The 24,628-nt window shown below is 67.9% G+C and carries 24 protein-coding genes; 14 read left to right on the top strand and 10 right to left on the bottom strand.

Annotation, left to right across the window (positions count from 1 at the left end; genetic code table 11):
- Positions 1 to 47: 47 nt before the first annotated feature.
- The 3 genes from ABD104_RS17555 to ABD104_RS17545 form a co-directional block, all read right to left on the bottom strand.
- On the bottom strand, positions 48 to 1,034 hold the full coding sequence (locus tag ABD104_RS17555; RefSeq protein WP_343927950.1) for a tripartite tricarboxylate transporter substrate-binding protein: 987 nt from the start codon (positions 1,032 to 1,034) through the stop codon (positions 48 to 50).
- Between the two features lie 152 nt (positions 1,035 to 1,186).
- Entirely contained in the window at positions 1,187 to 1,540 is a 354-nt protein-coding gene (locus tag ABD104_RS17550) for a RidA family protein (protein ID WP_343927949.1), read from the bottom strand.
- Between the two features lie 476 nt (positions 1,541 to 2,016).
- Entirely contained in the window at positions 2,017 to 2,919 is a 903-nt protein-coding gene (locus tag ABD104_RS17545; RefSeq protein ID WP_343927948.1) for a LysR family transcriptional regulator, read from the bottom strand.
- A 113-nt stretch (positions 2,920 to 3,032) separates the two neighbouring features.
- Between ABD104_RS17545 and ABD104_RS17540 the strand changes: the two genes are divergently transcribed.
- The 9 genes from ABD104_RS17540 to ABD104_RS17500 all read left to right on the top strand — a co-directional run bounded on the left by ABD104_RS17540 (position 3,033) and on the right by ABD104_RS17500 (position 12,111).
- Positions 3,033 to 4,502 carry an aldehyde dehydrogenase family protein gene (locus ABD104_RS17540; RefSeq protein WP_343927947.1) on the top strand — a complete coding sequence of 490 codons (1,470 nt, stop codon included), beginning with the start codon at positions 3,033 to 3,035 and terminating at the stop codon, positions 4,500 to 4,502.
- 29 nt (positions 4,503 to 4,531) lie between these two features.
- Positions 4,532 to 5,392 (top strand): VOC family protein, encoded by an 861-nt coding sequence (locus ABD104_RS17535; RefSeq protein WP_343927946.1) that lies wholly within the window; start codon positions 4,532 to 4,534, stop codon positions 5,390 to 5,392.
- Positions 5,393 to 5,425: 33 nt separating this feature from the next.
- A complete protein-coding gene (locus ABD104_RS17530) occupies positions 5,426 to 6,421 on the top strand; it encodes a dihydrodipicolinate synthase family protein (protein WP_343927945.1) in 996 nt (331 codons plus the stop codon).
- Between the two features lie 11 nt (positions 6,422 to 6,432).
- The gene (locus ABD104_RS17525; protein ID WP_343927944.1) at positions 6,433 to 8,172 is read left to right on the top strand and encodes an FAD-dependent oxidoreductase; all 1,740 of its coding nucleotides are present in this window, start codon (positions 6,433 to 6,435) and stop codon (positions 8,170 to 8,172) included.
- Positions 8,169 to 8,573, top strand: coding sequence for a carboxymuconolactone decarboxylase family protein (locus tag ABD104_RS17520; RefSeq protein ID WP_343927943.1), 405 nt, complete (start codon positions 8,169 to 8,171; stop codon positions 8,571 to 8,573). The genes ABD104_RS17525 and ABD104_RS17520 overlap by 4 nt, the downstream gene beginning before the upstream one ends.
- Entirely contained in the window at positions 8,554 to 9,849 is a 1,296-nt protein-coding gene (locus ABD104_RS17515) for a Rieske 2Fe-2S domain-containing protein (RefSeq protein ID WP_343927942.1), read from the top strand. The genes ABD104_RS17520 and ABD104_RS17515 overlap by 20 nt, the downstream gene beginning before the upstream one ends.
- A gap of 106 nt (positions 9,850 to 9,955) precedes the next feature.
- Positions 9,956 to 10,948 (top strand): Bug family tripartite tricarboxylate transporter substrate binding protein, encoded by a 993-nt coding sequence (locus ABD104_RS17510; protein WP_343927941.1) that lies wholly within the window; start codon positions 9,956 to 9,958, stop codon positions 10,946 to 10,948.
- Positions 10,949 to 11,059: 111 nt separating this feature from the next.
- Positions 11,060 to 11,806: an SDR family NAD(P)-dependent oxidoreductase gene (locus ABD104_RS17505; protein WP_343927940.1), complete on the top strand. Its 747-nt coding sequence runs from the start codon at positions 11,060 to 11,062 to the stop codon at positions 11,804 to 11,806.
- A 17-nt stretch (positions 11,807 to 11,823) separates the two neighbouring features.
- Entirely contained in the window at positions 11,824 to 12,111 is a 288-nt protein-coding gene (locus ABD104_RS17500; RefSeq protein WP_343927939.1) for a YciI family protein, read from the top strand.
- Between the two features lie 193 nt (positions 12,112 to 12,304).
- On the opposite strand, the gene ABD104_RS17495 is transcribed toward ABD104_RS17500, so the two are convergent.
- Genes ABD104_RS17495 through gatC form a run of 4 tightly spaced genes read right to left on the bottom strand, consistent with a single transcriptional unit; the run spans position 12,305 to position 16,231 of the window.
- Positions 12,305 to 12,904: a histidine phosphatase family protein gene (locus ABD104_RS17495; RefSeq protein WP_343927938.1), complete on the bottom strand. Its 600-nt coding sequence runs from the start codon at positions 12,902 to 12,904 to the stop codon at positions 12,305 to 12,307.
- Positions 12,905 to 12,912: 8 nt separating this feature from the next.
- Positions 12,913 to 14,367, bottom strand: coding sequence for an Asp-tRNA(Asn)/Glu-tRNA(Gln) amidotransferase subunit GatB (gatB, locus tag ABD104_RS17490; RefSeq protein WP_343927937.1), 1,455 nt, complete (start codon positions 14,365 to 14,367; stop codon positions 12,913 to 12,915).
- A gap of 21 nt (positions 14,368 to 14,388) precedes the next feature.
- Complete coding sequence (gatA, locus tag ABD104_RS17485; RefSeq protein ID WP_279817207.1) at positions 14,389 to 15,918, bottom strand: Asp-tRNA(Asn)/Glu-tRNA(Gln) amidotransferase subunit GatA; 1,530 nt, start codon at positions 15,916 to 15,918, stop codon at positions 14,389 to 14,391.
- 4 nt (positions 15,919 to 15,922) lie between these two features.
- Positions 15,923 to 16,231: an Asp-tRNA(Asn)/Glu-tRNA(Gln) amidotransferase subunit GatC gene (gatC, locus tag ABD104_RS17480; protein WP_087838797.1), complete on the bottom strand. Its 309-nt coding sequence runs from the start codon at positions 16,229 to 16,231 to the stop codon at positions 15,923 to 15,925.
- A gap of 213 nt (positions 16,232 to 16,444) precedes the next feature.
- Between gatC and ABD104_RS17475 the strand changes: the two genes are divergently transcribed.
- The 5 genes from ABD104_RS17475 (at position 16,445) to rodA (ending at position 22,300) form a co-directional block, all read left to right on the top strand.
- Entirely contained in the window at positions 16,445 to 17,488 is a 1,044-nt protein-coding gene (locus tag ABD104_RS17475) for a rod shape-determining protein (RefSeq protein ID WP_087778192.1), read from the top strand.
- A 111-nt stretch (positions 17,489 to 17,599) separates the two neighbouring features.
- Positions 17,600 to 18,535: a rod shape-determining protein MreC gene (gene mreC / locus ABD104_RS17470; RefSeq protein WP_087838796.1), complete on the top strand. Its 936-nt coding sequence runs from the start codon at positions 17,600 to 17,602 to the stop codon at positions 18,533 to 18,535.
- Between the two features lie 100 nt (positions 18,536 to 18,635).
- Positions 18,636 to 19,178, top strand: a complete 543-nt coding sequence (gene mreD, locus ABD104_RS17465; protein WP_338617095.1) for a rod shape-determining protein MreD — start codon at positions 18,636 to 18,638, stop codon at positions 19,176 to 19,178.
- A gap of 61 nt (positions 19,179 to 19,239) precedes the next feature.
- Positions 19,240 to 21,141, top strand: a complete 1,902-nt coding sequence (mrdA, locus tag ABD104_RS17460) for a penicillin-binding protein 2 (protein WP_087838795.1) — start codon at positions 19,240 to 19,242, stop codon at positions 21,139 to 21,141.
- Between the two features lie 73 nt (positions 21,142 to 21,214).
- Positions 21,215 to 22,300, top strand: a complete 1,086-nt coding sequence (gene rodA / locus ABD104_RS17455) for a rod shape-determining protein RodA (RefSeq protein WP_279817253.1) — start codon at positions 21,215 to 21,217, stop codon at positions 22,298 to 22,300.
- Positions 22,301 to 22,310: 10 nt separating this feature from the next.
- Here the strand turns inward: rodA and ABD104_RS17450 are convergent, their stop codons facing one another.
- From ABD104_RS17450 to ABD104_RS17440, 3 genes are all read right to left on the bottom strand, one after another.
- Positions 22,311 to 22,640: an NIPSNAP family protein gene (locus tag ABD104_RS17450; RefSeq protein WP_343927936.1), complete on the bottom strand. Its 330-nt coding sequence runs from the start codon at positions 22,638 to 22,640 to the stop codon at positions 22,311 to 22,313.
- Positions 22,641 to 22,662: 22 nt separating this feature from the next.
- Positions 22,663 to 23,610 carry a Bug family tripartite tricarboxylate transporter substrate binding protein gene (locus ABD104_RS17445; protein WP_279817211.1) on the bottom strand — a complete coding sequence of 316 codons (948 nt, stop codon included), beginning with the start codon at positions 23,608 to 23,610 and terminating at the stop codon, positions 22,663 to 22,665.
- 73 nt (positions 23,611 to 23,683) lie between these two features.
- The gene (locus ABD104_RS17440) at positions 23,684 to 24,562 is read right to left on the bottom strand and encodes an SMP-30/gluconolactonase/LRE family protein (protein WP_087838790.1); all 879 of its coding nucleotides are present in this window, start codon (positions 24,560 to 24,562) and stop codon (positions 23,684 to 23,686) included.
- Positions 24,563 to 24,628: the final 66 nt, after the last annotated feature.

The raw sequence follows: 24,628 nt of genomic DNA, 5'->3' as shown, positions 1-24,628 counted from the left end.
GCTGCTTCCTTGTCCAGTTATCCGGGGCGCCCGGAGTAGGGTGGCCATCAGTCGGCACTGAAGCCCGAGGCCAGCACGGCCTGGCGCCATTGCTCGAGTTCGCGGCGGCCTTGTTCGTCCAGTTGCCGGGGCGTGCTGTCCACCGGCGTCATGCCCATCTGGGCCAGCTTCGCGCGCACGTCGGGCTCCTTCAAGGCGCGGACGATGGCCGCGTTGAGCTGGGCGATGCGGGCATCCGGCGTGCGCGCCGGTGCATAGATGCCGCCCCAGCCCTGGGCCGGGCCCATGCGCAGGCCCAGTTCCGCAGCCGTGGGCACGTCCGGCAACTCCGCCGCCCGCTGCGAGCCGAAAGTGGCCAGGATGCGGACTTTGCCGGCCCGCTGCAGGTTCAGCATCTCGCCTATGTTCAGGATCGCGGCCGGGATCTGCGCGCCGACCAGCGCGGTGATGACCTCGGCGGCGCCCTTGTAGCCGATGTGCTCCATCCGGATGCCGGTCGTCTGCGATAGCGAGACGCCCAGGAAATGCTGGATGCTGCCCGCCGACGGCGTGCCGTAGAAGGCCGCCGCGGGATGGGCCTTGGCCCAGGCCAGGAAGTCCCGCAGGCTGCGCGCCGGAAACGATGCCGGCACGGCCAGTCCCAGTTCCCAGGTCGGCAGCTTGGCCACCGGCGCGAGATCGGTGAACGGGTCGTAGCCCAGTTGCTTGAACACGTGCGGATACAGGTAGATGGTCGCGCCCGGCGCCACCACCAGCGTGTTGCCGTCGGGCGCCGCCGCTTTCACGTGCTGGATGGCCAGTCGCGCCTGCGCGCCCGGCCGGTTCTCGACGATGGTCGGCTGGTTCAGCGAGACGCGCAGCTTGTCCGCCAGCAGGCGCGCGATGATGTCGAAGTTGCCGCCGGCGGGCAGGCCCACCACCAGCTTCAGGGGCTCCTGGGCCGGAGCGGCTGGAGCCACCACCGCGAGCAGCAAGGCCAGCGCGGCTCGCCGAAAATGAAACCCGCTTCCCAGGCCATGCGGATGCCTCTTCATGGACGCGACGACCGCGGACCGGCGCAGCCGGATCCGCGGCGCCTCGGGCCCAATGGGTTGCGGGTCATGGATCGCGGTGGGCGCGCAGAGCCATGCAGAACGGATACGGAGCGAAATCATGATGCGCCTCGTGTGCCCGGCGGGGCGTTGGTCTACAGCGTGCGCGCCGCGGTCACGGCGATCTCGACTTCGTATTCGGGAAAGGCCAGCTTGGCCTCCACGCAAGAGCGTACCGGCTTGTGGCCGGCGATCACCCACTGGTCCCAGATCTCGTTCAGCTTGGGCCATTTCTTGTAATCGTCGATCCAGACCATGGCGCTCAGGAGATGCTTGCGGTCCAGACCTATGCCTTCGAGCTGGGCGTCGAGCTTGGCCAGGATCTGGCGCAACTGGCCGTCGAAGCCCTGCGAGGGATCGTCGGCGACCTGTCCCGACATGTAGACGAGGTTGTCGTGGACCACGATCTTGCTCATGTGGGCGTTTTCGTTCAGGCGTTCGATGGTCATGCGCGGCTCCCTTGGTGTGTGCCGGCACATTGTGGGCGCGATGGGCGTCGCCGCCGTAATGAAAGAAACTTATCTCCCGAGAACCGGGAAGAATCTCCGGCATTTGTGGCCGGCGCGATGTCCCCGGAGTCGAACAACTCGAGTTCCGGCACGGCGCTGGCCTCGCGGACGCATCTGGCCTTGCGTCGGACGTTGCCGGGCTTGTCAACACCACCTTGCGGCCGAAGGTCATGGCGTTCAAGTCCAGCGTGGCGATGTCCAGCCTGTTGGCGACGATGCGGGCGACACACTTCTCGGGGGCTAGGGCCCGTTCACCAAAAAGGAGGCTCGCATGCCCCCCCAACGCCCCCCTGACTGCGTTGCGAATGCTCGCCGTGGTCCCGCCACGACTGCGCTTCGCGCGCGAGTGTTGGTGTGGTTGCCGGTGATGGCGCGCGTGATCAGGGTAGGAGACCGGGATATCCTCAGCAACCCTGTCATTGCCCTCCGAACAGCTGATGGTTCAGATTGCGCAGCCAGCGGTTGCCGGTATCCCGGGCCTGCCGTTCGTGCCAGTACTGCGTCACGGAGTACCCGGACAACCTGAAGGGGGGCGGGTAAGTGGCGAGTCCCGCAGTGCGTGCGATGGCTTGTCCGGCGCGGGCCGGCAAGGTAGCCAGATAGTCCGAGCCGGTGATCAACTGCGCCAGTAGCACGAGGTTCGGAATCCTGACGGCGACGTTACGCCGTATGTGCTGGTGCTCCAAGGCGCGGTCGATGATCAGGTGCGTCGAGATGGACGAGATGACCACCACGTGGGATTCGTTCTTGAACTGCGACAGGGTCAGGCGGTTGCGGATGCGGGGATGGTCGGACCGGGCCAGGCAGACGAACCGTTCCTTGAACAAGGCTTGTTGAAAGAAACCTTCCGATATCTGCGGCGCGTAGCCCAGCGCGAGGTCGAGGCCGCCGGTTTGCAGCAATTGCGGCGTGCGTTCGTTGATGCCGTGGAATTCAATCCTCGCGCGCGGAGCGGCTTGCGAGAACGCCTCCAGCAGGCGCGGCACCATGACCACTTGGCCGATATCCGAGACGGCGATGCGGAAGGTCCGTTCCGTCTGCGACGGTTCGAAGGTGATCCGGTAGTTGAGCGTCATCTCGATGGCCGCGATCGCCGCCGATACGCCTTCCATCAGCCCTTCCGCCTGAGGCGTGGGCTTCATTGCGTTGCCGACGCGGACGAACAATTGATCGTTGAAGTGCTGCCGCAGCTTGGCCAGCGCCATGCTGATGGCGGGCTGGGTGAGTTCGAGCCGGTCCGCGGTGCGGGACAGGCTGCCGGTCTTGTGGATTTCGTCCAGGATCCGCAGCATGTGCAGATCGATGTTTCTCAGCGCCATGGGGATATCAAAAATATTGATCTGAAGAATAATCTTCATTTTATTGTCTGATCATAGCCCGCTTCCTAAACTGCCCTCCATCGATATCACGCCTATGCGAACAGAAGACAACGATGAGAGCGCGAGACATTCCCGCGGGCATGCTTCCGGAGCGGCGCGGCCTGTACTACGGCGGCGCGTGGCATCCGCCGCGCGGCGGATGGGCCGAGACGATCAACCCCGCTTATGACGAAGCCATCGCCACGGCGCCGGTGGCGGACGCGTCCGACGTCGACGCGGCGGTGCGGGCGGCGCACGCGGCGTTTCCCGCCTGGGCTGCGACGCCGCCGCTCAAGCGCGCCGGCGCGCTGCGCCAGGCCGCGGAAACCCTGCGCGCGCATGCCTCGGAACTGGCCTGTCTGGACGCCTTGAACAATGGGAATCCGATATCCGCGCTGGCGCTGGATGCCGGCTTCGCCGCCGATTGCCTGGACTACTTCGCCGGGCTGGCGTCGGAAGCCAAGGGCGAGACCTTGCCCATGGGAGACGGCAATCTGAACTACACCGTGCGCGAGCCCATGGGCGTGATCGCGCGCATCGTCGCCTACAACCATCCGCTGATGTTCGCCGCCGCGCGCCTGGCCGCGCCGCTGGCGGCGGGCAATACCGTGGTGATCAAGGCGCCAGATCAGGCGCCCTTGTCGACCTTGAGGCTGGCGGAGCTGGTGGGCGGACTGTTTCCGCCCGGCGTGGTGAATTTCCTGTGCGGCCAGCGGGAGTGCGGCGAAGCGCTGACCCGCCATCCGCTGGTGCGCAAGATCACGCTCATCGGCGGCGTGCCCACCGGCCAGGCCGTCATGAAGGTCGCGGCGGAAGACCTCAAGCCGGTGCTGCTCGAACTGGGCGGCAAGAATGCTTTGGTCGCTTATCCGGACGCCGATCGCGACAAGCTCGTGGACGGCATCATCGGCGGCATGAACTTCGCCTGGTCGGGCCAGAGCTGCGGTTCGACGAGCCGGGTATTCCTGCACGAGTCCTTGCACGACGAGATCCTGGAGCGGGTTGCCCGGCTGTTGCCGCGGCGGCATCGTCCGGGCATCCCCACCGATCCGGAAACGACGATGGGAAGCCTGGTCAGCAGGGCCCAGCTGCAAAAGGTGCGGGGTCTGGTGGACGCGGCCTTGAGCGAGGGCGCGCGCCTGGTGTGCGGCGGCAAGCAACCGGACGACTCCTGTTTGCGGGACGGCTTTTTCTTCGAGCCGACCCTCTTCGCCGACGTGCAGCCGCACATGCGGCTGGCGAGGGAGGAAGTCTTCGGGCCGGTCGTGGCGTTCTTCAAATGGCGCGACGAAGACACCTTGTTCGAGACGGTCAACGGTGTGCCCTTCGGCTTGACGGGATCGATCTGGACGCGGGACGTGAACACGGCTCATCGCGCCGCCCGGCGCATGCAGACAGGCTATGTCTGGATCAACAACTCCAGCCAGCATTTCCTCGGCGCGCCCTTCGGCGGGGTGAAGCAGTCCGGGATCGGCCGCGAGGAATGCCTGGCCGAACTGCTGGAGTTCACCTACACGAAGAACATCAATCTCAAATTGGCGTAGCGGCCGTTCGGAAAATCGAGGAGATCGCCATGGTGAAGGTCGCGGGTCTTTATCGCGTCGGGCTGTCGGTGCCCGACCTGGAGCGGGCATCGCGTTTCTACGAGCACGCATGGTCGATGCTCCGGGAAGGCGGAGATGCCGGCCACTGCCGGTTCCGCTCACCGGCCGCCGGCCATTGCGAATTGACGCTGCATGCGGCCGCAGGCGCCGGCCTGGATCATCTGGCGCTGGCGGTGCGCGGCGAACGCCAACTGGCGCAGTTGCTGGAGCGGGTGGAAACGGCGGGGGGCGCCGTCGTGCGGCGGCCGGCGGAAGCGGCGCGCGACGGCGAGGCGCTGTCGGCGGCGGTACGCGATGCCGACGGCAATCTCGTCGAACTGGTCGTACCCGCGGCGGGCGCGCCCGGGTACGAGGAGAGCGCGGCGCGGGGCAGGAGGCTGGGTCACGTCGTGCTCTGGACTGCCGATGTGGAACGCCAGGAAGCGTTCTACGGACTGCTGGGATTCGGCGTGTCGGACCGCACGCACATGGGTATGTCGTTCCTGCGATGCAATACCGATCACCACAGTGTCGCGCTCGCCAGGAGCCCGACGGGGCGTACGGGTTTGCAGCACGTGGCGTTCGACGTCGGCACGATCGACGACGTGATGCGCGAGTACGGACGCCTGCGCGAGCAGGGCGAGCACTGTATCTGGGGCGTGGGCCGCCATGGGCCGGGCAACAACGTCTTCGCCTACTACACGGACCCGGCCGGCAATGTCGTCGAGTTTTACGGCGACATGGAAGTCGTGGGCGACGCCGAGGTGGCCGAGACGCGCTTCTGGGGGCCCGAGCACAAAGGCGACGTCTGGGGCGTCGCCGGCGCGCCGCCCTCGCCGTTCCGCGCCTGAGCGGGCGACTTCTTCCACGAATAAAGGTTGACCATGATCGCTGCGCAAGATATCCAGGGGATGTACGCCATCATCCCGACGCCCGCCAAACCCGGGGCCGACCGGCTGGACGCCGTCGACACCGTGGACCTGGCCGAAACCGAGCGGCTCGTCGATGCCCTGATCCGCGACGGCGCGACCGGGCTGATCGCCGCCGGCACCACGGGCGAATGCGCCACCCTGTCGGAAAGCGACTACGAGGCGTTCGTCGCCTGTTTCCTGGAAACCGTGAACCGTCGCGTGCCCACCTTCGTCGGCGCGACGGCCTTGGGCGGGCACCAGGCCGCCCGGCGGCTCGGAAGATTGCGCGACATGGGCGCCGACGGAGCGCTGCTGGGACTGCCGATGTGGCAACCCGTCACGGTCGGGATGGCGGTGGATTTCTACGCCGCGGTATCGGCGGCCTTTCCCGACCTGGCGGTCATGGTCTACGCGAACGCGCGGGCGTTCCGGTTCTCTTTTCCCGAGGCGTTCTGGCGCGCGGTGGCGACGGCCGCCCCCACGGTGACCTGCGCCAAGTACTCCCGCGTCGATGGGCTGGAGGCGTTGATCGCCGCCACCGGCGGACGCATCAATTTCGTTCCCAACGACATGGTGGTGCATCGTTTCCATGAACGCGCGCCATCGACCACGACGGCGTGCTGGGCCACCGCGGCGGCGATGGACCCGGCGCCCTCCATCGCGCTGATGCGGGCGCTGGCGCGGGGCGACAAGGAGCCGGCGCGGCTGCTGGTCGAGGCGATAGGCTGGGCCAACGCGCCCATCGAGCCGCTCGTCGCCAACCCCGAGCTGTTCGCCCAGTACAACATCCAGATGGAAAAGACGCGGATCAACGCGGCGGGCTATTCGCGCTGCGGCCCCGTTCGTCCGCCCTACCAAGACTTTCCCGAGGAGCTCGCGGCCGCCGCGCGCGAATGCGGCCGCCGCTGGGCGGCGATCTGCCGGGCGGGCGAGCAGGGGTTCCGCGACCGGCCGTGGACGGCCTCGTGACGGAGGCGGACATGCGCGCGTCCGCCGGTTCCGCGGGCTTCGATCACGAGGTGGACCTGCTGGTGCTGGGAGCGGGAGCGGCGGGCATGACCGCCGCGCTGGTCGCCGCGATCGAAGGCTTCCAGCCCTTGCTGTGCGAGAAGACCGGACGGGTCGGCGGCACCTCCGCCAGGTCTTCGGGCGGCATATGGGTGCCCGGGAACCGCCAGACCGCGCAACGGGGCCGGCCCGATTCGCTGGCGGCCGCCCGCGCGTATCTCGGCGCCCGTCTGGGTCCGGACGAGCATCCCCTGCGGGAGAAATACCTGTCGACGGCTCCGGCGGTCGTCGACTACCTGGAAGCCAACAGCGACGTGCGTTTCGCGCCCATCGGCATGCATCCCGATTACTGGCCGTACGACGGCGCGGCGCGCGGCGGCAGGCCCCTGCAGGCGGAAGCTTTCGATGGCCGCCAACTGGGCAAGGATTTCGAACTCGTGGCGCCGCCCTTGCCCGCCCTCATGGCGCTGGGCGGCATGATGGTGGGACGCGCCGACATTCCCGCTTTGCTGCGGCCCCTGGGCTCGGCGGCGTCGCTGCGCCGCGCGGCCGGGCTGCTCGGCCGCTACGCGCGCGACCGCCCGTCGCACTCGCGCGGCACGCGCCTGCTGATGGGCAACGCGCTGGTGGCGCGCCTGTTTTACAGCCTGAAGAAGCGCGGCGTGCCGATCTGGCTCGGCGCGCCCGCGGTCGAACTGCTGCGCGAGAACGGCACGGTGGCGGGCGCGGTGATCGATCGCGGCGGCGAAGTCCGCCGCGTGCGGGCCAGATTCGGCGTCGTCCTGGCCACCGGCGGATTCAGCCATGGCCCCGGGTGGCGGGGCAGGCTGATGCTCGCCCGCGAGGCCGGCGCGCTCAGCCTGGCCAGCGAAGGCTGTACCGGCGACGGGCTGACGCTGGCCGAGGCCGGCGGCGCCGTCGTGGCGCGAGGCGGGATCGAGCATGCGGCGGTGTGGGCGCCGGTGTCGGTCATGAAGCAACCGGACGGCAGGGAGCTTCGTTATCCGCACTTTTTCATGGATCGGCCCAAGCCGGGCATCGTCGCGGTCAACCGGCGGGGCAGGCGCTTCACCAACGAGGCCGCCTCGTACCACGACTTCGTCGCCGGCATGTTGACCAGCGCCGAGACGGCGAGCGAGCTGCCGGCTTATCTCGTCTGCGACCATCGGTTTCTGCGCCGCTATGGACTCGGCCTGGTGCTGCCCGGCCACAGGCGCCTGCGGCCCTTCGTCAAGGCCGGTTACCTGGCGCTGGGGCGGTCGCTGGCGGAACTGGCCGGCAGCCTGGGCATCGACGCGGCAGGGCTGGCGGAGACCGTCGACCGGAACAACCGCTTCGCCGATGCGGGAACGGACGAGGATTTCGGCAAGGGAAGCTCGTTCTTCAACCGTTTCCATGGCGATCCGGCGGTCGGTCCCAATCCCTGCCTAGGCCGCATCGAGCAGCCGCCTTTCGCCGCCATCCGGATATGGCCGGCGGACCTGTCTACGCATGCCGGCGTGGCGGCCGACGCGCATTGCCAGGCGCTGGACGCGCGCGGCATTCCCATTCCGGGCCTGCACGTATGCGGCAACGATCTTGCCACGATCTGGGGCGGCGAGGCGCCGGGTCCCGGCGTGACGCTGGGGCCCGCCGTGATCTTCGGCTACCACGCGGCCATGCATGCCGTCGGCGGCGGCCCCGCCGCCGCGAACACGAGGACGAATCCATGACGGACGACACCCTGGCGCGCGTCCGCGCGCGGCGCCGCGAACTGCTGGGCGCGGCCCAGGACGACGCGATAGCCGCGGCCGAGGACGCATTCGACCGGCCTTTTCAGGACTATGCGCGGCGCAACGTGTGGGGCGCGACCTGGCTCAACGGCGTGCTGCCCGCGCGCGAGCTCGCGCTGGTCAACATCGGCATGCTGGCCGGCCTGGGGCGCTTCGAGGAAATGGGCGTCTACGTGGGCGTCGCGCGCCGGCTGGGCGTCCCGGTCGGGCAGCTCCAGGAACTGTTGATGCACATCACGGTTTATTGCGGCACGCCCGTGGGCCGGCAGGCTTTCAAGGCCGCTCGCGCGGCGCTGACACTTCTTTTGTCGGAGAAATCGCATGGCGACGATGAGTCGTGAGGAATTCAACCGGCTGTTGACGCAGACCGGGCCGGGAACGCCGATGGGCGCGCTGTTCCGGCGCTACTGGCTGCCCGCGCTGCTGGCCAGCGAACTGCCGGTGCCCGATTGTCCGCCGGTGCGGGTCGGCCTGTTGAGCGAGAAGCTGCTGGCGTTTCGCGACAGCGACGGACAACTGGGACTGGTCGACGAGTTCTGCGCCCATCGCGGCGTGTCGCTGTGGTTCGGGCGAAACGAAATGCGGGGAATACGCTGTCCGTATCACGGCTGGAAGTACGACGTGACGGGCCGTTGCGTCGAAGTGCCCTCCGAGCCGCCGGAGCGCGGGTTCCACGAGAAGGTCAGGCTCAAGTCGTACCCGCTGGTCGAGCGCGGCGGCATCCTCTGGGCCTATATGGGGCCGCCCGAGTCGCGCCCCGACCTGCCCGAGTTCGAGTTCGCCACCGTGGGCGACGACCAGCGCTACGTTTCCAAGCGCTTCCAGTTCTGCAACTATCTGCAGGCCATGGAAGGCGGCATCGATCCGCATCACGTCGCCTTCCTGCATGGCGGGGAGGTGAGCAAGGAGGCGATGATCGCGGTCGAGCATGCTTCCTCGTATTTCCATCCCGAACTCGAGGTCAAGCTCGAGGCGAGGGAATCCGCGGGCGGCCTGGTGATCGCCTACGGCCGCGACGTCGACGGCGGACAGGCCTCCTACTGGCGGGTGATGCATTGGATCGCGCCGTGCTTCACGCTGATCCCGCCTTTCGGCGAGCATCCGGTGCATGGCCATTTCTGGGTGCCGGTGGACGACGAACACTGCTTCGCGTGGACCTTCGACTACCACCCCCGACGCAGCCTGACCGAGGACGAACTCGATGCCGCCAGGCAGGGGCGGGGGCTGCACGCGAAGCTGATTCCCGGCACGTTTCTGCCGGTGGCCAACCGGGGCAACGACTACCTGATGGACCGGGCCAAGCAGGCGGCGGGCATCCATTACAGCGGCATCGAGAGCATCGCGATGCAGGACGCCTCGCTGCAGGAGAGCATGGGGCCGATCCAGGACCGCGCGAGAGAGACCCTCGCTTCCAGCGACCGCATCATCGTCATGGCGCGGCGCGCGTTGCGCGATGCGGCGTTGTCGCTCCAGGAAGGATCGACGCCGCCCGGCGCGGATCCGCGCAGCCATCGCGTGCGTTCGGCGACGGTCAAGCTGCCGCCGGACGCCAATGTTCTCGACGCGGTCGAGGCGTTCATCAAGGTTCGCGAGGACATGGGATACGCGAGCGTCTAGGGCCTGTGCGAGGCTCCTTTTAGTGTGAACAGGCCCTAGGACACGAATTCGCAGCAAGGCCGGCGTCCGATCGGCGGGCGATGACAACGAAGGCAAGGAGACAGCCATGAACATCCGACCGTTTTTCCCGCGCATCGCGGCAGGCGCCTGCGCGGCCGCGTGCTTTTGGACCGCACCGGCGCTGGCGCAGGGGAGTTATCCCCAGAAGCCGATACGTGTGGTCATTCCCTTCACCCCCGGCGGCAGCGCGGACCTCAGCGGCCGCACGGTGGCGCGCAAGCTGTCCGAAAGGCTGGGGCAGCCGGTGGTGGTCGAGAACATCGGCGGCGCGGGCGGCGAGATCGGCGTCAACGCCGTCGCCCAGGCGCCGGCCGACGGCTACACCATACTGATCACGCCCAACGGGCCGATCACGACCGCGGGCCGCTTCAAGAAGCTCTCCTACGACCCCCTGAAAGACTTGCAGCCGGTCGGCGTCGTCACGCTGCTGCCGCTGTTCGTCGCGGTCAACGCGCAATTTCCGGCGCGCAATCTGGCCGAATTCATCGACTACGCGAAGAAGCATCCGGGCGTCGTCAATTACGGCAATCCGGGGCCGGGATCCGCGAGCCACCTGAATGGCGAATTGCTGAGTTATGCGGCCGGCATCAAGCTGGTGGCGGTGCCCTACAAAGGCAACGGCCCGGCGGCCGCGGCCGTGGCGTCGGGTGAAACCCAGGCGGGCTTCGGCGACTTTCCGTCATTCGCGCCCTTCGGCGCGTCGGGCTCGGGCCGGGTCAGGCTCCTGGCCGCGTTCAACGAGACGCGGACCGCGGTGGCGCCCGACGTGCCGACCGTGAGCGAGGCGGGGCTCCCCGCATTCAAGCCGATCGTGAGCTGGATAGGCATGTTCCTGCCGGCCAAGACCCCGGCCGCGATCACCAACCGGCTTGCGCAGGAGCTCGACCATGTCGTGCGCGATCCCGAGGTGGCCGCGACGCTCGCGCGCGTGGGGGGAGAGCCGGCATCCATGAGCCCCGAGCGGTTCGGCGGGTATATCCGCGACCAGATCCGGATGCTGGACCAGCTCATTGCCGATGCCGGCATCAGGATCGATTGATTCGCGGCGGTTTTTTTTGTCGCCGGGCCGCCCCAAGACAAAAAGCGCCCCCTCGGGGGGCAGCGAAGCCGAAGGCGTAGTGTGGGGGCCTTTTCTGAAGAGGGCAGGAATATGTCGACAAGCACAGCGCTGCCGGGCGCACTGGTGGTTTTCGGCGGAGGCAGCGGCATCGGCCGGGCGACCGCGGAACTGGGAACGCGGGAGTACGCGCGCGTCGTGATCGCGGACGTCGATCCCGCCGCGCGCGATCTGGACGTGGTGCGCACGGCCCGCGCCGAGTTCCGTCCGTGCGATGCCGCCGATCCGGGCGAGGTGCGGGCGTTGCTGGACGACGCGGCCCGTCGGCACGGTGGACTTGCCGCCGTCGTGACCACGGTGGGCGGCGCTCATCCCCACGACGCGTGGTCGGTGGATCTGGACGGCTGGCGCAAGGAAATGGCGTTCAATCTCGAGTCGGCCTACGTCGTGGCGACAACCGCCGCGAGCCTCATGGCCGCCAGCGGCGGCGCGATCGTCACGACCAGTTCCAGTTACGCGCGCCTGCCGGGCGCGGACCGGATCGCCTATACCGCGGCCAAGGCCGCCGTGATCGCGTTCACGCGTTCGCTGGCCCAGGCGGTGGCCCGCAGCGGCGTGCGCGTCAACTGCGTCGCGCCCGGAACCACCGATACCGCCAGGCTGCGGGCCATGGCGGGATCCGAGGCGGCGATGCAGGCCAGATACGAAGCCAGTCCCCAGGGCCGGATCGCCACCCCCGAGGACGTGGCCCGGTCCATCCTCTTTCTCGCGTCGCCCGCGGCCGAGTCCTTGACCGGCCAGGTGATCTGGGTGAACAACGGCATGCTCATGCCCGCATAGCGGGAAGGAAGATTCTCATGCGCAACTTCGCACTGCTCTACACAATGGTGGACATGGAAAAGAACGCCGCGCAGCGGCCTGCCCACATCGCCTTTCTGAAAGGGTTGCAAGCGGAGAACAAGATCAGGACCGCCTGGAAGTTTCCGGACTACCAGCCCGGGCTTTTGCACAGCGTGATGATTTGCAACGCCGACAGCCGGGAGGACGTGCTGGCATGGTTCAGCCAGGATCCGGTCGTGCAGGCGGGCGCCAGGACCATCGAGGTCCGCGACGCTGAACAGGGTATTTTCGGGGACCGGTCGTAGCGGCTGAAAGGCCGGGGCGCGGCTAGGGCCTGTTCACCCTACAAGGAGGCTCGCACAGGCCGGGAAGGGTGCTCCCCCAACGCCCCCTGACTGCGTTGCGAATGCTCGTCGTGGTCCCGCCACGACTGCGCTTCGCGCCTTGCCAGGCGCGCGTTGGGGGGGCATGCGAGCCTCCTTGTAGGGTGAACAGGCCCTAGAGCGCCGAGCCGGCGAGCGGAGCTTGGACGATTTCCCCGTTGCCGAGGGGCGAGGCCAGATCGGCTGCGCGGAAACCACGCATCCATTGCGACGTCACTTCCAGGCCCATCGCGAGCGCGCGCCGGTAGGCGTGGAAGAACTGTCCATGCCCCACCGCGACAACGAAGCCGTTCAAGGTCTGTACGCGTTCGTGGAAAGCGCGTAGCCGCCTCGCGAACTCGGCAAACGATTCGGCGTCGTCGCCGTCGCGGTAGGCCGGATCGGCCCGTCGCCAATAGTCGTCGGCAAGGGGCCGGCGCTCGCGGACGTTCAGGCCCACGCAGCGGGCGGGGGAAAGATAGGTGAATTCCTGGATGGGCCAGACCTGCATCGGCGTCCCCGGCCATCTCTCGATGATGGGCGCGGCAGTTTCCTGCGCGCGCAGGAAGGGCGAGACGATGAGCGTGTCCGGGGCCCGGCCTATACGACGCGCGGTCAGGGCAGCCTGTTCGCGGCCCAGCGCGGTCAGGGGGCTGGCATCCACCGCCGACGTCGCCGCCCCGGCGTTGGCCGTGCTTTGCCCGTGGCGGATCAGCCAGAGTTCGCCCCGTGCCATGGCGGGCGTCAGGCCAGCTTCTGCTTCAGCAGCTCGTTGACCTGCTGCGGGTTGGCCTTGCCCTTGGCTGCTTTCATCACCTGTCCGACCAGCGAGTTGAAGGCCTTTTCCTTGCCGGCGCGGTATTCGGCCACGATGGCGGGGTTGGCGGCCAGCACGTCGTCGATCATCTGGCCGATGGCGCCGGTGTCGCTGATCTGCTTGAGCCCGCGCGCCTCGATGATGGCGTCGGCGTCGCCGCCGTTCTCGCCCTGCCAGATGGCGGCGAACACGTCGCGGGCGATCTTGTTCGAGATCGTGCCGTCGGCGATGCGCGCCAGCAGCTTGCCCAGCTGGGCGCTGGAGACGGGGCTCCGGGCGATGTCCATTTCCTCGCGGTTCAGGGCGGCGGCCAGCTCGCCCATGATCCAGTTGGCGGCCAGCTTGGCCTGGTCGGCGGGCAGCGCCTTGGCGGTGGCCTCGAAGAAGTCGGCGGTATCGCGGCTGCCGGTGAGCTGGGCGGCGTCGTAGGCGGGCAGGCCGTAGTCGGCTTCGAAGCGGGCGCGCTTGGCGGCGGGCAGCTCGGGCATGTCGGCGCGCACGCGCTCGATCCAGTCCGGCGCGATGACCAGCGGCGGCAGGTCGGGATCCGGGAAATAGCGGTAGTCGTGCGCGTCTTCCTTGGACCGCATGCTGCGGGTCTCGTCGCGGTCGGGGTCGTACAGGCGGGTTTCCTGCACCACCTTGCCACCGTCCTCGATCAGTTCGATCTGGCGCCGCACTTCGTATTGGATGGCGCGTTCGAGGAAGCGGAACGAGTTGACGTTCTTGGTCTCGGTGCGGGTGCCGAATTCCTTCTGGCCCACGGGGCGCACGGACACGTTGGCGTCGATGCGGAACGAGCCTTCCTGCATGTTGCCGTCGCAGATGCCCAGCCAGACCACCAGCGCGTGCAGCGCCTTGGCGTAGGCCACGGCTTCCTCGGCAGAACGCATCTCGGGCTCGGACACGACTTCCAACAGCGGGGTGCCGGCGCGGTTCAGGTCGATGCCGGTGGACTTTTCGCCGTGGGGGCCGGCGAAGTCGTCGTGCAGCGACTTGCCCGCGTCTTCTTCCAGGTGGGCCCGGGTCAGGTTGATGGTCATTTCCCGCTCGCCCACGAAGAAGGTGAGCGAGCCGCCCTGCACGACCGGGATCTCGTACTGGCTGATCTGGTAGTTCTTGGGCAGGTCGGGATAGAAGTAGTTCTTGCGCGCGAAGATCGAGCGCGGCGCGATGTGCGAGCCCAGCGCCAGGCCCAGCTTGATGGCGCGTTCGACCGCGCCCCGGTTCATGACCGGCAGCGTGCCCGGCAGCGCCAGGTCCACGGCATTGGCCTGCATGTTGGCCGGGGCCCCGAAGCGGGTGCTGCTGCCCGAGAAGATCTTGGACGCCGTGGACAGTTGCACGTGCGTTTCCAGACCGATGACGACTTCCCAGTTCATACGTTCATTCCGCTTGAAGGATCACAGGCTGCCCGGGCGGCGATCATGCCAATCGGTGGCTTGTTGGAAGATGTCGGCGATGCCGAGCAACCGGCCCTCGTCGAAATAATTGCCGATGATCTGCAGGCCGACGGGGCGCTGGCCGTGCACCGGACCCAGGCCGAAGCCGCAGGGGATGGACACCCCGGGCAGGCCCGCCAGATTCAGGCTGAGCGTGTAGATGTCGGCCAGGTACATGGCCACCGGATCGTCGGTCTTCTCGCCCAGGTTCCAGGCCACGGTGGGGGACACGGGGCCGACGATCACGTCGCACTGGTCCCGCAGCGCCTTCTGGAAATCGTCGGCCACCAGCCGGCGCACCTTCTGCGCCTGCAGGTAGTAGGCGTCGTAGTAGCCGTGCGACAGCACGTAGGTACCCGTCAGGATACGGCGCTGCACTTCCAGGCCGAAGCCCTCGGCGCGCGAGCGGCTGGTCATGTCGGCCAGGTCGCGGTATTGGGCCGCGCGGTGGCCGTAGCGCACGCCGTCGTAGCGCGAGAGGTTGCTCGAGGCCTCGGCCGGGGCGATGACGTAGTAGGCCGGGATGGACAGTTCCGTGCGCGGCAGCGAGATGTCCACCCGCCGGGCGCCCAGCGCCTCGAATTGCTGCAGCGCGGTCTCGATGGCCATGCGCACGTCGTCGGCCAGCCCGGCGCCGAAGAATTCGCGCGGGATGCCGATGCGCAGGCCGGCCAGCGGCTTGTCGCCCTGGGCCCGCGCCGCGAACGCGTCGAACGCCGCGCGCACGCGGCCGGGGGCGTTGGGCTCGGCGCCGCAGCGTTCCAGGCTGGTGGAGTCCCGTTCGTCGAAGCCGGTGATGGGGTCCAGCAGTTCCAGCAGGTCGCGCGCGTGGCGGGCGATTGGGCCGCCCTGGTCCAGGCTGGAGCCGTAGGCGATCATGCCGTAGCGGGACACGGTGCCGTAGGTGGGCTTGATGCCGCTGACGCCGCACAGCGAGGCCGGCTGCCGGATCGACCCGCCGGTGTCGGTGGCCGTGGCGCCCACGGCCAGGCCCGCGGCGACCGCGGCGGCCGAGCCGCCGGACGAACCGCCGGGCACGGCCGCGGTGTCCCAGGGGTTGAGGACCGGGCCGTAGGCCGAGTTCTCGTTGGACGAACCCATCGCGAACTCGTCGCAATTGAGCTTGCCCAGGGTGACCGCGCCCGCCGCGGCCAGTCGTTCGACCACGGTGGCGTCGAACGGGCTGACGTAGTCCTTCAGCATGGCGCTGGCCGCCGTGGTGCGCCAGCCGCGGGTGACGAAGACGTCCTTGTGGGCGATGGGGATGCCGGCCAGCGGACCGGCCTGGCCGTTCGCCAGCGCGGCGTCGGCGGCGCGGGCCTGGGCCAGCGTCAGTTCGGGGTCGACGTGCAGGAAGGCATTGAGTTCGTGGCGGGCGGCGATGGCCTCGAGCGCGCTTTGCGCCAGCTCGACGGCCGAGACGCGGCGCTCGTCCAGGGCCTTGCGCAGCTCGGTGATGCCGGAGAATTCGGTGTGCAGGGGTTGGGGCATGGGCTTACTCGATGACCTTGGGCACCAGGAACAGGCCGTCCTGGACGGCCGGGGCGTTGGCCAGCAGGGCGTCGCGCGATTCGGCGGTGGCCGGCTCGGTGGCGGCGTCCTCGCGCAGGCGCAGCGCCACGTCCTCGATGGCCGAGATGGGATGGGTGAGCGGTTCCACGCCCTGGGTGTCGACCGCCTGCAGTTGCTCGATCAGGCCGAAGATGCCGTTCAGGTCCTTCAGGACGCGGGCCTGGGTGTCGCCCGCAAGTTCGAGACGGGCCAGCCGCGCGATGCGCGTGACGTCGGTTTCGGTAAGCGCCATGGCAGTGTGATGGAAAGGCTGCGAAACGGCGTCGGACGGGGCTTTGGCGCGCTTCGGGGCCGGGTGGGTCGTAGCACTGCTTCGAAGACCGCAGAATCGAGAATAATGCAGAACTTTGATGCAGTTTCAGGGTATTGAAGCAGGATTATAAGTTATCATTTCGCGTTTACCGGACCCGCCCACCCCGCATCCGTTCTTCATAAAAGATTCCCGATGTTCAGTTTCCTGCGCAGTTATTTTTCCAATGATCTGGCGATCGACCTTGGCACCGCCAACACGCTGATCTACGTCCGCAGCAAGGGCATCGTGCTGAACGAACCCTCGGTGGTGGCCATCCGCCAGGAAGGCGGGCCCAGCGGCAAGAAAACGATCCAGGCGGTGGGCAAGGAAGCCAAGCAGATGCTGGGCCGCGTGCCCGGCAACATCGAAGCCATCCGCCCCATGAAGGACGGCGTGATCGCCGACTTCACCGTGACCGAGCAGATGCTCAAGCAGTTCATCCGCATGGTCCACCCCAAGGGCCTGTTCGCCCCCAGCCCCCGCATCATCATCTGCGTTCCCTGCGGCTCCACGCAGGTCGAGCGCCGGGCGATCCGGGAATCGGCGCTGGGCGCCGGCGCCAGCCAGGTGTTCCTGATCGAGGAACCCATGGCCGCGGCCATCGGCGCCGGCCTGTCGGTTTCCGACGCCAGCGGCTCGATGGTGGTGGACATCGGCGGCGGCACCACCGAGGTCGCCGTGATCTCGCTGGGCGGCATGGTCTACAAGGGCTCGGTGCGCGTGGGCGGCGACAAGTTCGACGAGGCCATCGTCAACTACATCCGCCGCAACTACGGCATGCTGATCGGCGAACCCACGGCCGAACTCATCAAGAAGGCCATCGGATCGGCGTTCCCCGGCTCCGAGGTCAAGGAAATGGAAGTCAAGGGCCGCAACCTGTCCGAAGGCATCCCCCGCAGCTTCACCGTTTCCTCCAACGAAATCCTCGAGGCGCTGACCGATCCGCTGAACCAGATCGTCTCGGCCGTGAAGATCGCGCTGGAGCAGACCCCGCCCGAGCTCGGCGCCGACATCACCGAGAAGGGCATCATGCTGACTGGCGGCGGCGCGCTGCTGCGCGACCTGGACCGCCTGCTGCAGGAAGAAACCGGCCTACCCGTCATCGTGGCCGAGGATCCGCTGACCTGCGTGGTGCGCGGCTGCGGCCAGGCGCTCGAGCGCATGGACAAACTGGGCGCCATCTTCACGAACGAGTAATCTTTTCTCGTGGTTGTCATCGCGACGGGGCGAAGCGGCTGACAAGCGGTTCGCCCCGGTCTTTTTTCCTCGGGACCTGTCCCGGCATCGCCGGACGCTGGACATACTTCCATGCAATACAGTCCACCGTCGTTTTTCAAGCAAGGGCCGCCGGCCTTGGTCCGGCTGGCGTTCTTCGTGTTCCTGTCCCTGGTCATGCTGGTGGTCGATACCCGCATGCGGGCGCTCGATGCCTTGCGTGAAGCGGTCAGCGTCGTCCTGTATCCGTTCCAGCGCGTGATGCTGCTGCCTCGCGACGGCGTGCGCTACGTGGCCGATTTCTTCGAGGTCAACAGCAGCGTCCAGCAGGAAATCGAGCTGATGCGCCGCCAGCGCATCGAGATGGCGCAGTCCACCGCCCAGGCCGCGCAACTGGCTTCCGAGAACGCCCAGCTGCGCCGGTTGCTGGGCGCCAGCGAGCGCGTTCCGGCGCCCGCCGTCCTGGTGCAGGTGCTGTACGAGTCGCGCGACGCCTTCTCGCGCCGCCTCATCATCGACAAGGGCAGCCACTACGGCATCATCGCCGGCATGCCGGTCATCGACGACGGCGGCGTGGTGGGGCAGGTGGTGCGCACCTCGCCCATGACCTCCGAGGTCGCGCTGCTGACCGACCGGGTGCAGTCCATTCCCATCCAGGTGCTGCGCAACGGCCTGCGCGGCATCACCTCCGGCGGCGAGATCCCGGGCCGGCTGGGCCTGCGGTTCATGGCGTCCGACGCCGACATCCAGGTGGGCGACACCCTGGTCACGAGCGGGCTGGATGGCATCTATCCCGAGGGCCTGCCGGTGGCCACGGTCGAATCGGTCGAGCGCGACGCCAGTTCCGGCTTCGCGCGCATCCTGTGCAAGCCGGTGGCCGGCGTGGACCGCTACCGGCATTTCCTGGTGCTGCAGACCATCAAGCCGCAGGAACTTCCCGGCGCGCCGGGGGACGAATCCTCCAAAAGCGAACTGTCGGACAAGTCGTCCCCATCATCCATGGCGCCCCGCGCTACCCCCAGCCGATGAAAGCACACTTCCTCATCCAGGGCGCGGCGGATCCGGCTCCGCCGGTCCGCCAGTGCCGCCCCCTGGGGGGCGCGCGTCAGCGCGCAGGGGGGGGCTTCCGTTGAAAGCACCTTCCACGCTGCCACGTTCCCGGGTTCCGACCGAACACCTGCTCTTGCCGGTCGAACCCCGCTTCATCTGGCTCACGCTGTTCCTGGCCTGGCTGCTCAACCTGCTGCCCTGGGGCCAGGTGGGCGGCATCCCCGACGCGCTGGCGATCTGCCTGGTATTCTGGAGCGTCCACGAGCCCCGGCGCGTGGGCATGTTGACCGCCTTCGTCTTCGGCATCCTGATGGACGTGCACGGGTCGGCCCGCCTGGGCGAGCACGCGCTGTCCTACACCTTGATGGTCTATCTGGCGCTGCTGATGCACCGGCGGCTGTCGTGGTTCTCGCCCTGGCTGCAGGCCTTGCACGTGCTGCCGGTTTTTTTCGTCTCCGAACTCACGGTATTCTCTATCCGCGGCTGGCTCGACGGCACCTGGCCCGGCTGGTGGTGGGCGCTGAACAGCGTGATCTCGGCCCTGTTGTGGCCGCTGGCGGGCTGGATCCTGCAAGCCCCCCAGCGCAGGCCGGTGGACCCCGACGACACGAGGCCCATCTAAGCCAGGCCAGCCGGCACCACGCAACACCGTCCGGCCCGCAGGGGCCGGGTTTCCGCAGCACATGACCGAACTCAAGAATACCGAGCGCGAACTCCAGCATTTCCGCCTGCGCCTGCTGGTGGCGGTGGGGCTCGTTCTCGTCTGCTTCGGCCTGCTCGGATCCAGGTTCTGGTACCTGCAGGTCGCCAACCACGACGCCTATGCCGCCCGTGCCGAGCAGAACCGCATCTCGGTCGTGCCCATCACGCCCCATCGGGGCATCGTCGTGGACCGCAATGGCGCGCTTCTGGCCCGCAACTACTCGGCCTATACGCTGGAAATCACCCCGTCCAAGGCGGGCAAGCTGGACGAGACCATCGAGCAATTGGGCGAGGTGGTGCACATCGACGCCCGCGATCGCCGCCGTTTCCGCCAGTTGCTGGGCGAGTCGCGGCGGTTCGAGAGCCTGCCCATCCGCAGCCGCCTGACCGACGAGGAGGTCGCCCGCTTCGCCGCCCAGGCCTATCGTTTCCCGGGCGTGGAAATCCGCGCGCGGCTGCTGCGCAACTACCCCCAGGGCGAGACCGCGGCGCATGTGGTCGGCTACATAGGGCGGATTTCCCAGCGCGATATCGGCCGGTTGGAAGAAGATGGCACCATTTCCAACTATCGGGGAACGGATTACATAGGCAAGGAAGGCCTGGAAAAATCCTACGAGAGCGTGCTGCACGGGAAGACCGGGGTCGAGGAGGTCGAGGTGACCGCCTCGGGCCGCGCGGTGCGGACGCTTTCGCGCACGCCGCCGGTTTCGGGCAAGAACCTGATTCTGTCCATCGACATCGAGCTGCAGAAGATCGCCGAGGCGGCGTTCGGCAACCGGCGGGGCGCGCTGGTGGCGATCGAACCGTCCACGGGCGACATCCTGGCCTTCGTCTCCCGCCCGTCGTTCGATCCCAACCTGTTCGTCGACGGCATCGACGTGGACAACTGGAAGGCGCTGAACGAGTCGCCCGACCGCCCGCTGATCAACCGGCCGCTGTACGGCACCTATCCCATCGGCTCCACCTACAAGCCCTTCATGGCGCTGGCCGGACTGGAACTGGGCAAGCGGACCTTCACCGGGACCATGTACGACCCCGGTTATTTCGAATTCGGCGACCGGCGCTACCGCAACTCCGGGGAACGGGCCTACGGCACGATAGACATGCGCCGCGCGCTGGAGGTCTCGTCCGACACCTATTTCTATTCGCTGGCCGCCGACCTGGGCGTGGACGCCATCCACGACTTCATGAAGCCCTTCGGTTTCGGCCAGATCACCGGCATCGACCTGGGCGGCGAGAAGACCGGCATCCTGCCGTCCACCGCCTGGAAGCGGCGGGCCTATTCCAAGCCCGAGCAACAGCGCTGGTACGCGGGCGAAACCATCTCCATCGGCGTGGGCCAGGGCTACAACGCCTTTACGCTGCTGCAACTGGCCCAGGCCACCTCGGTGCTGGCCAACGACGGCGTCTACATGAAGCCCCACCTGGTGAAGTCCCTGCAGGACAGCGCCACCGGCGAACAGACCCTGACCGTCCCGCACGAGAGCTATCGCATCCCGCTCAAGCCCGAGAACGTCAGGATGATCAAGCAGGCCATGGCCTCGGTGACGCGCAGCGGCACCGCGGCCCGGGCCTTTGCCGGCGCGCCCTACGTCGCGGCGGGCAAGACCGGTACGGCGCAGGTCTACAGCCTGCGCACGGGGGAACGCTACAACGCCAACCGCATCGACGAGCGGTTGCGCGACCACGCCTTGTTCATGGCCTTCGCGCCGCTGGACCACCCGCGCATCGCGGTGGCCCTGATCGTCGAGAACGCCGGCTGGGGCGCCACGGTGGCCGCGCCGGTGGCGCGCCAGGTATTCGACTTCTGGCTGCTGGGCAAGCGCCCGGGCGGGCCCGTGCCCGACACGCCACCCCAACCTGTGGAGGCTTCCGGTGATTGATGGACCGGGCCTGTTCAACCGCCTGACCTGGCGCACCGTCTTGCTGCGCACGGTCGCGGTGTTCGACGCTCCCATGCTGCTGATCCTGATGGCCCTGGCCGGCATCGGACTGATGTCCATGTACTCGGCCGGAGGCGGCTTCGACGGCCGCTTCGCCGACCAGTTGCGCAACTACGGCATCGCGCTGCTGGCGATGTGGCTGCTGGCGCAGCTCTCGCCGCAGACGCTGATGCGGCTGGCCGTGCCGGTCTACTTGGTCGGGCTGGTCCTGCTGTTCGGCGTGGAATTCGCCGGCGAGACCAGCAAGGGCGCGACACGCTGGCTGAACCTGGGCTTCACCCGCATCCAGCCTTCCGAGGTGATGAAGATCGCCGTGCCGATGATGCTGGCCTGGTATTTCCACAAGCACCAGGGCACGCTGCGGGTACGCGACTTCATCGTGGCCGCCGTGCTGATGTTGACGCCGTTTTCGTTGATCGTGCTGCAACCCGACCTGGGCACCGCGCTGCTGGTGTTCGGCGCGGGGTTCTTCGTGCTGTTCTTCGCCGGCCTGTCGTTCCGCCTGCTGGTGCCGATCACCCTGGTCAGCGTGATCGGCCTGGGGACGCTGGTCACGCTGGAGGACACCCTGTGCGAGGACGGCCTGGACTGGGTGGTGCTGCACGACTACCAGAAACACCGTGTCTGCACCCTGCTCAACCCCGCTTCCGATCCGCTGGGCAAGGGCTTTCACACCATCCAGTCCGCCATCGCCGTCGGCTCGGGCGGCATGCTGGGCAAGGGCTACATGCAGGGAACCCAGACCCACCTCGATTTCATTCCCGAGCGCACCACCGACTTCATCTTCGCCGTCTTCGCCGAGGAGTTCGGCTTCGTCGGCAACCTGCTGCTGCTGTTCCTGTACCTGCTGCTGCTGATCCGCGGGTTGACCATCGCCGCGAATGCCCCGTCGGTCTTCTCGCGCCTGCTGGCGGGGGCGCTGACCATGGTGTTCTTCGTCTATGCCTTCGTGAACATGGGCATGGTCAGCGGCATCCTGCCCGTGGTGGGCGTGCCGCTGCCTTTCATGAGCTACGGCGGCACGGCGCTGCTGACGCTGGGGTGCGCCGCGGGCATCCTGATGGGGATACAGCGGCACCGGGCGCTGGTGCAGAGCTAGCGGCGCACCCCTAGTCCTCCGGCAACGCCGGCTGCGGCGAGAACGGCGCCACGTTCATGATCTTCACCTCCTGGGCGACGAACGACCCCCGGTTCATCTGCCTGAAGGCAGCCCATTCGGGGTCCGCCTCCAGCCGCTCGCGGCGCCGTTCGCGGTCGGCCAGGCTGGCGTAGGCCCAGATATGGACGACCTGGTTCAGCGGACCGATCTCGCTCACGTAGAAACCGACCAGCCCGCCCAGGTGCCGCATCTGCACGGGCAGGCCGTGCGTGCGGTATCGCTGCAGGTAGTCTTCCATGGTGCCGTGCTTGAGCGTGTAGGTGCGGTGCTCGACGATCATGCGGGGGTTCCTCGTGTTTCCTCTAGGGCTGGACCTGGATGCCCGTCTTCTTTAGGAACGGAATCCAGCGGTCGAAGTCGCTGGCCAGCTTGGCCTTGAATTGCTCCGTGTCCATGGGGCCGATCAACCCCATGCCGCCCAGCTTGTCCGATACCTCGGGCGAGCGCGCGACCTTCAGGATGGCCTGCTCCAGCTGCCGGCGCGTGGCCTCCGGGGTGCCGGCCGGCGCCAGGATGCCGTAGGCGTTGCTCATCTGCAGGTCGGGATAGCCCGCCTCGACCGAGGTCGGCACGTCGGGCAATTGCTTGGAACGCTGCGTGTCGAACAGCACCAGGCCGCGTACCTTGCCTTCGCGCACGTAGGGTGCGAGGATGGTCACGTCGGCGTTCAGCGCGTCGATCTGCCCGGCCAGCAGGTCGGCGATGGCGGGGGCCGCGCCGCGATACGGGACGTGCAGCATCTGCGAACCCGTGTAGACGTTCACCATCTCGCCGCCTATGTGCATGGTGGAGCCGACGCCGGACGAACCGTAGCTGATGCGCGCCCCGGACTTGGACTTGTCCACCAACTCGCGCAGCGTGCGCACGCCCAGGTCGGGGCGGGCGATCATCAGGGTCTGGACCTGGCCGATCAGCGCCACGGGTTCCAGGTCCTTGCGCGGGTCGTAGGGCAGTTGCGTCATCGTGCCCGCCGACATCACGTAGCCCGAGGTCGCCACCAGCAGCGTCCCGCCGTCCGCGGGCGACTTGGCGACATAGTTGGCGCCGACGACGCCGCCCGCGCCGCCGCGGTTCTCCACCACGACGGTCTTGCCCAGCGCCGCGGTGAGCCCCGGCGCGATGATGCGCGCGACCTGGTCCACCGGACCGCCGGCCGCGAAGGGCACCACCAGCTTGACGACATCGGCGGCGGGCGATGGGGCCGCGACGGCGCACGACAACAGGAACAGCAAGGCTCGAACTCGTTGCATGAAGGTCTCCTCCATGGCGCTGCGCCATGGTCGTGGTCGACGCGGGGCGGATGTCGGAGCCGGGGTGCCGCGTTCAGCCCCGGAAGCGTGGTTCGGGCAGGCCGCCTACGCCCACGTCGAGCGCGAACAGTCCGCCGGCGAGCGGTTCCCTGGCCAGCTCGGGAATGCGTTGCGAATGGCTCGTGACGTACAAGGTGTCGAGCCGGTCGCCGCCGAAGGCGGGGCAGGTCGGATTGGTGACCGGCATCTGGATGACCCGGTCCACCTTGCCTTCGGGCGTGAGCCGCACCAGCTGCCCGGTGGCCACCATCGCGTTCCACAGGCAGCCGTCCACGTCCACTGTCGATCCGTCGGGGCGCCCTGCCTGGTGGGTCCAGTCCTTGAAGACGCGGCGATTGGAGATGACGCCGTCGTCCAGGTCGTAGTCGAAGGCCCAGATGACCTGCCGGTGCGTGTCGGCGAAGTACATCGTGCGGTCGTCGGGACTCCAGGCGATGGAGTTGGGCAGCACGACGTCGTCCAGCATGGCGTGGCAGCGGTGATCGGGGTCGAAGCGGTAGAGCCTGCCTTCCGGCGTGCGGCGGGTATCGGGCATGCTGCCCACCCAGAAGCGGCCGCGGCGGTCGCACTTGCCGTCGTTCAGGCGGTTGTCGGGCAGGTCGGGTTCCGGGTTCAGCAGGGGCTGGGGAGGTTCGCCGGTATCGGGGTCGTACAGGTACAGGCCGTGGCTGGTGGCCAGCAGGAAGCCGCCCGCCTCGCGCAGCGCGATGCTGCCCACCAGCAGTTCGGGCGCCAGCCGTTGCGCGCGATGCCGGCCGGTGGCGGGTTCGTACGATTGCAGGGCGGGCCGCCGCACGTCCACCCACCACAGGCGCTGGCTGCGGTCGCACCAGAGCGGGACTTCGCCCAGGATGTCGGCCCCTTGGACGACGCATTCGATCTTGCCGGCCACCGTTGTCTCCTTCGGTCTTGTGGGCCCCGCGATGCGGAGCGTTTTTTTCAGGTTATTCCGTAATTC

The sequence above is a fragment of the Pigmentiphaga daeguensis genome, from assembly GCF_039523035.1.
Lineage (GTDB): Bacteria > Pseudomonadota > Gammaproteobacteria > Burkholderiales > Burkholderiaceae_B > Pigmentiphaga > Pigmentiphaga daeguensis.
This window is presented reverse-complemented; position numbering and strand designations above follow the sequence as displayed.

Excerpts from the sequence above, each read along its gene's own strand:
- ABD104_RS17530 (WP_343927945.1), top strand. The coding sequence starts at position 5,426 with ATGATCGCTGCGCAAGATATCCAGGGGATGTACGCCATCATCCCGACG.
- ABD104_RS17510 (WP_343927941.1), top strand. The coding sequence starts at position 9,956 with ATGAACATCCGACCGTTTTTCCCGCGCATCGCGGCAGGCGCCTGCGCG.
- ABD104_RS17555 (WP_343927950.1), bottom strand. The coding sequence starts at position 1,034 with ATGAAGAGGCATCCGCATGGCCTGGGAAGCGGGTTTCATTTTCGGCGA.
- ABD104_RS17545 (WP_343927948.1), bottom strand. The coding sequence starts at position 2,919 with ATGGCGCTGAGAAACATCGATCTGCACATGCTGCGGATCCTGGACGAA.
- gatA (WP_279817207.1), bottom strand. The coding sequence starts at position 15,918 with ATGCCCCAACCCCTGCACACCGAATTCTCCGGCATCACCGAGCTGCGC.
- ABD104_RS17505 (WP_343927940.1), top strand. The coding sequence starts at position 11,060 with ATGTCGACAAGCACAGCGCTGCCGGGCGCACTGGTGGTTTTCGGCGGA.
- ABD104_RS17550 (WP_343927949.1), bottom strand. The coding sequence starts at position 1,540 with ATGACCATCGAACGCCTGAACGAAAACGCCCACATGAGCAAGATCGTG.
- mrdA (WP_087838795.1), top strand. The coding sequence starts at position 19,240 with ATGACCGAACTCAAGAATACCGAGCGCGAACTCCAGCATTTCCGCCTG.
- ABD104_RS17515 (WP_343927942.1), top strand. The coding sequence starts at position 8,554 with ATGGCGACGATGAGTCGTGAGGAATTCAACCGGCTGTTGACGCAGACC.
- ABD104_RS17540 (WP_343927947.1), top strand. The coding sequence starts at position 3,033 with ATGAGAGCGCGAGACATTCCCGCGGGCATGCTTCCGGAGCGGCGCGGC.
- ABD104_RS17450 (WP_343927936.1), bottom strand. The coding sequence starts at position 22,640 with ATGATCGTCGAGCACCGCACCTACACGCTCAAGCACGGCACCATGGAA.
- rodA (WP_279817253.1), top strand. The coding sequence starts at position 21,215 with ATGCTGCTGATCCTGATGGCCCTGGCCGGCATCGGACTGATGTCCATG.
- ABD104_RS17475 (WP_087778192.1), top strand. The coding sequence starts at position 16,445 with ATGTTCAGTTTCCTGCGCAGTTATTTTTCCAATGATCTGGCGATCGAC.
- gatC (WP_087838797.1), bottom strand. The coding sequence starts at position 16,231 with ATGGCGCTTACCGAAACCGACGTCACGCGCATCGCGCGGCTGGCCCGT.
- ABD104_RS17500 (WP_343927939.1), top strand. The coding sequence starts at position 11,824 with ATGCGCAACTTCGCACTGCTCTACACAATGGTGGACATGGAAAAGAAC.
- gatB (WP_343927937.1), bottom strand. The coding sequence starts at position 14,367 with ATGAACTGGGAAGTCGTCATCGGTCTGGAAACGCACGTGCAACTGTCC.
- mreC (WP_087838796.1), top strand. The coding sequence starts at position 17,600 with ATGCAATACAGTCCACCGTCGTTTTTCAAGCAAGGGCCGCCGGCCTTG.
- ABD104_RS17495 (WP_343927938.1), bottom strand. The coding sequence starts at position 12,904 with ATGGCACGGGGCGAACTCTGGCTGATCCGCCACGGGCAAAGCACGGCC.
- ABD104_RS17535 (WP_343927946.1), top strand. The coding sequence starts at position 4,532 with ATGGTGAAGGTCGCGGGTCTTTATCGCGTCGGGCTGTCGGTGCCCGAC.
- ABD104_RS17525 (WP_343927944.1), top strand. The coding sequence starts at position 6,433 with ATGCGCGCGTCCGCCGGTTCCGCGGGCTTCGATCACGAGGTGGACCTG.
- ABD104_RS17520 (WP_343927943.1), top strand. The coding sequence starts at position 8,169 with ATGACGGACGACACCCTGGCGCGCGTCCGCGCGCGGCGCCGCGAACTG.
- ABD104_RS17445 (WP_279817211.1), bottom strand. The coding sequence starts at position 23,610 with ATGCAACGAGTTCGAGCCTTGCTGTTCCTGTTGTCGTGCGCCGTCGCG.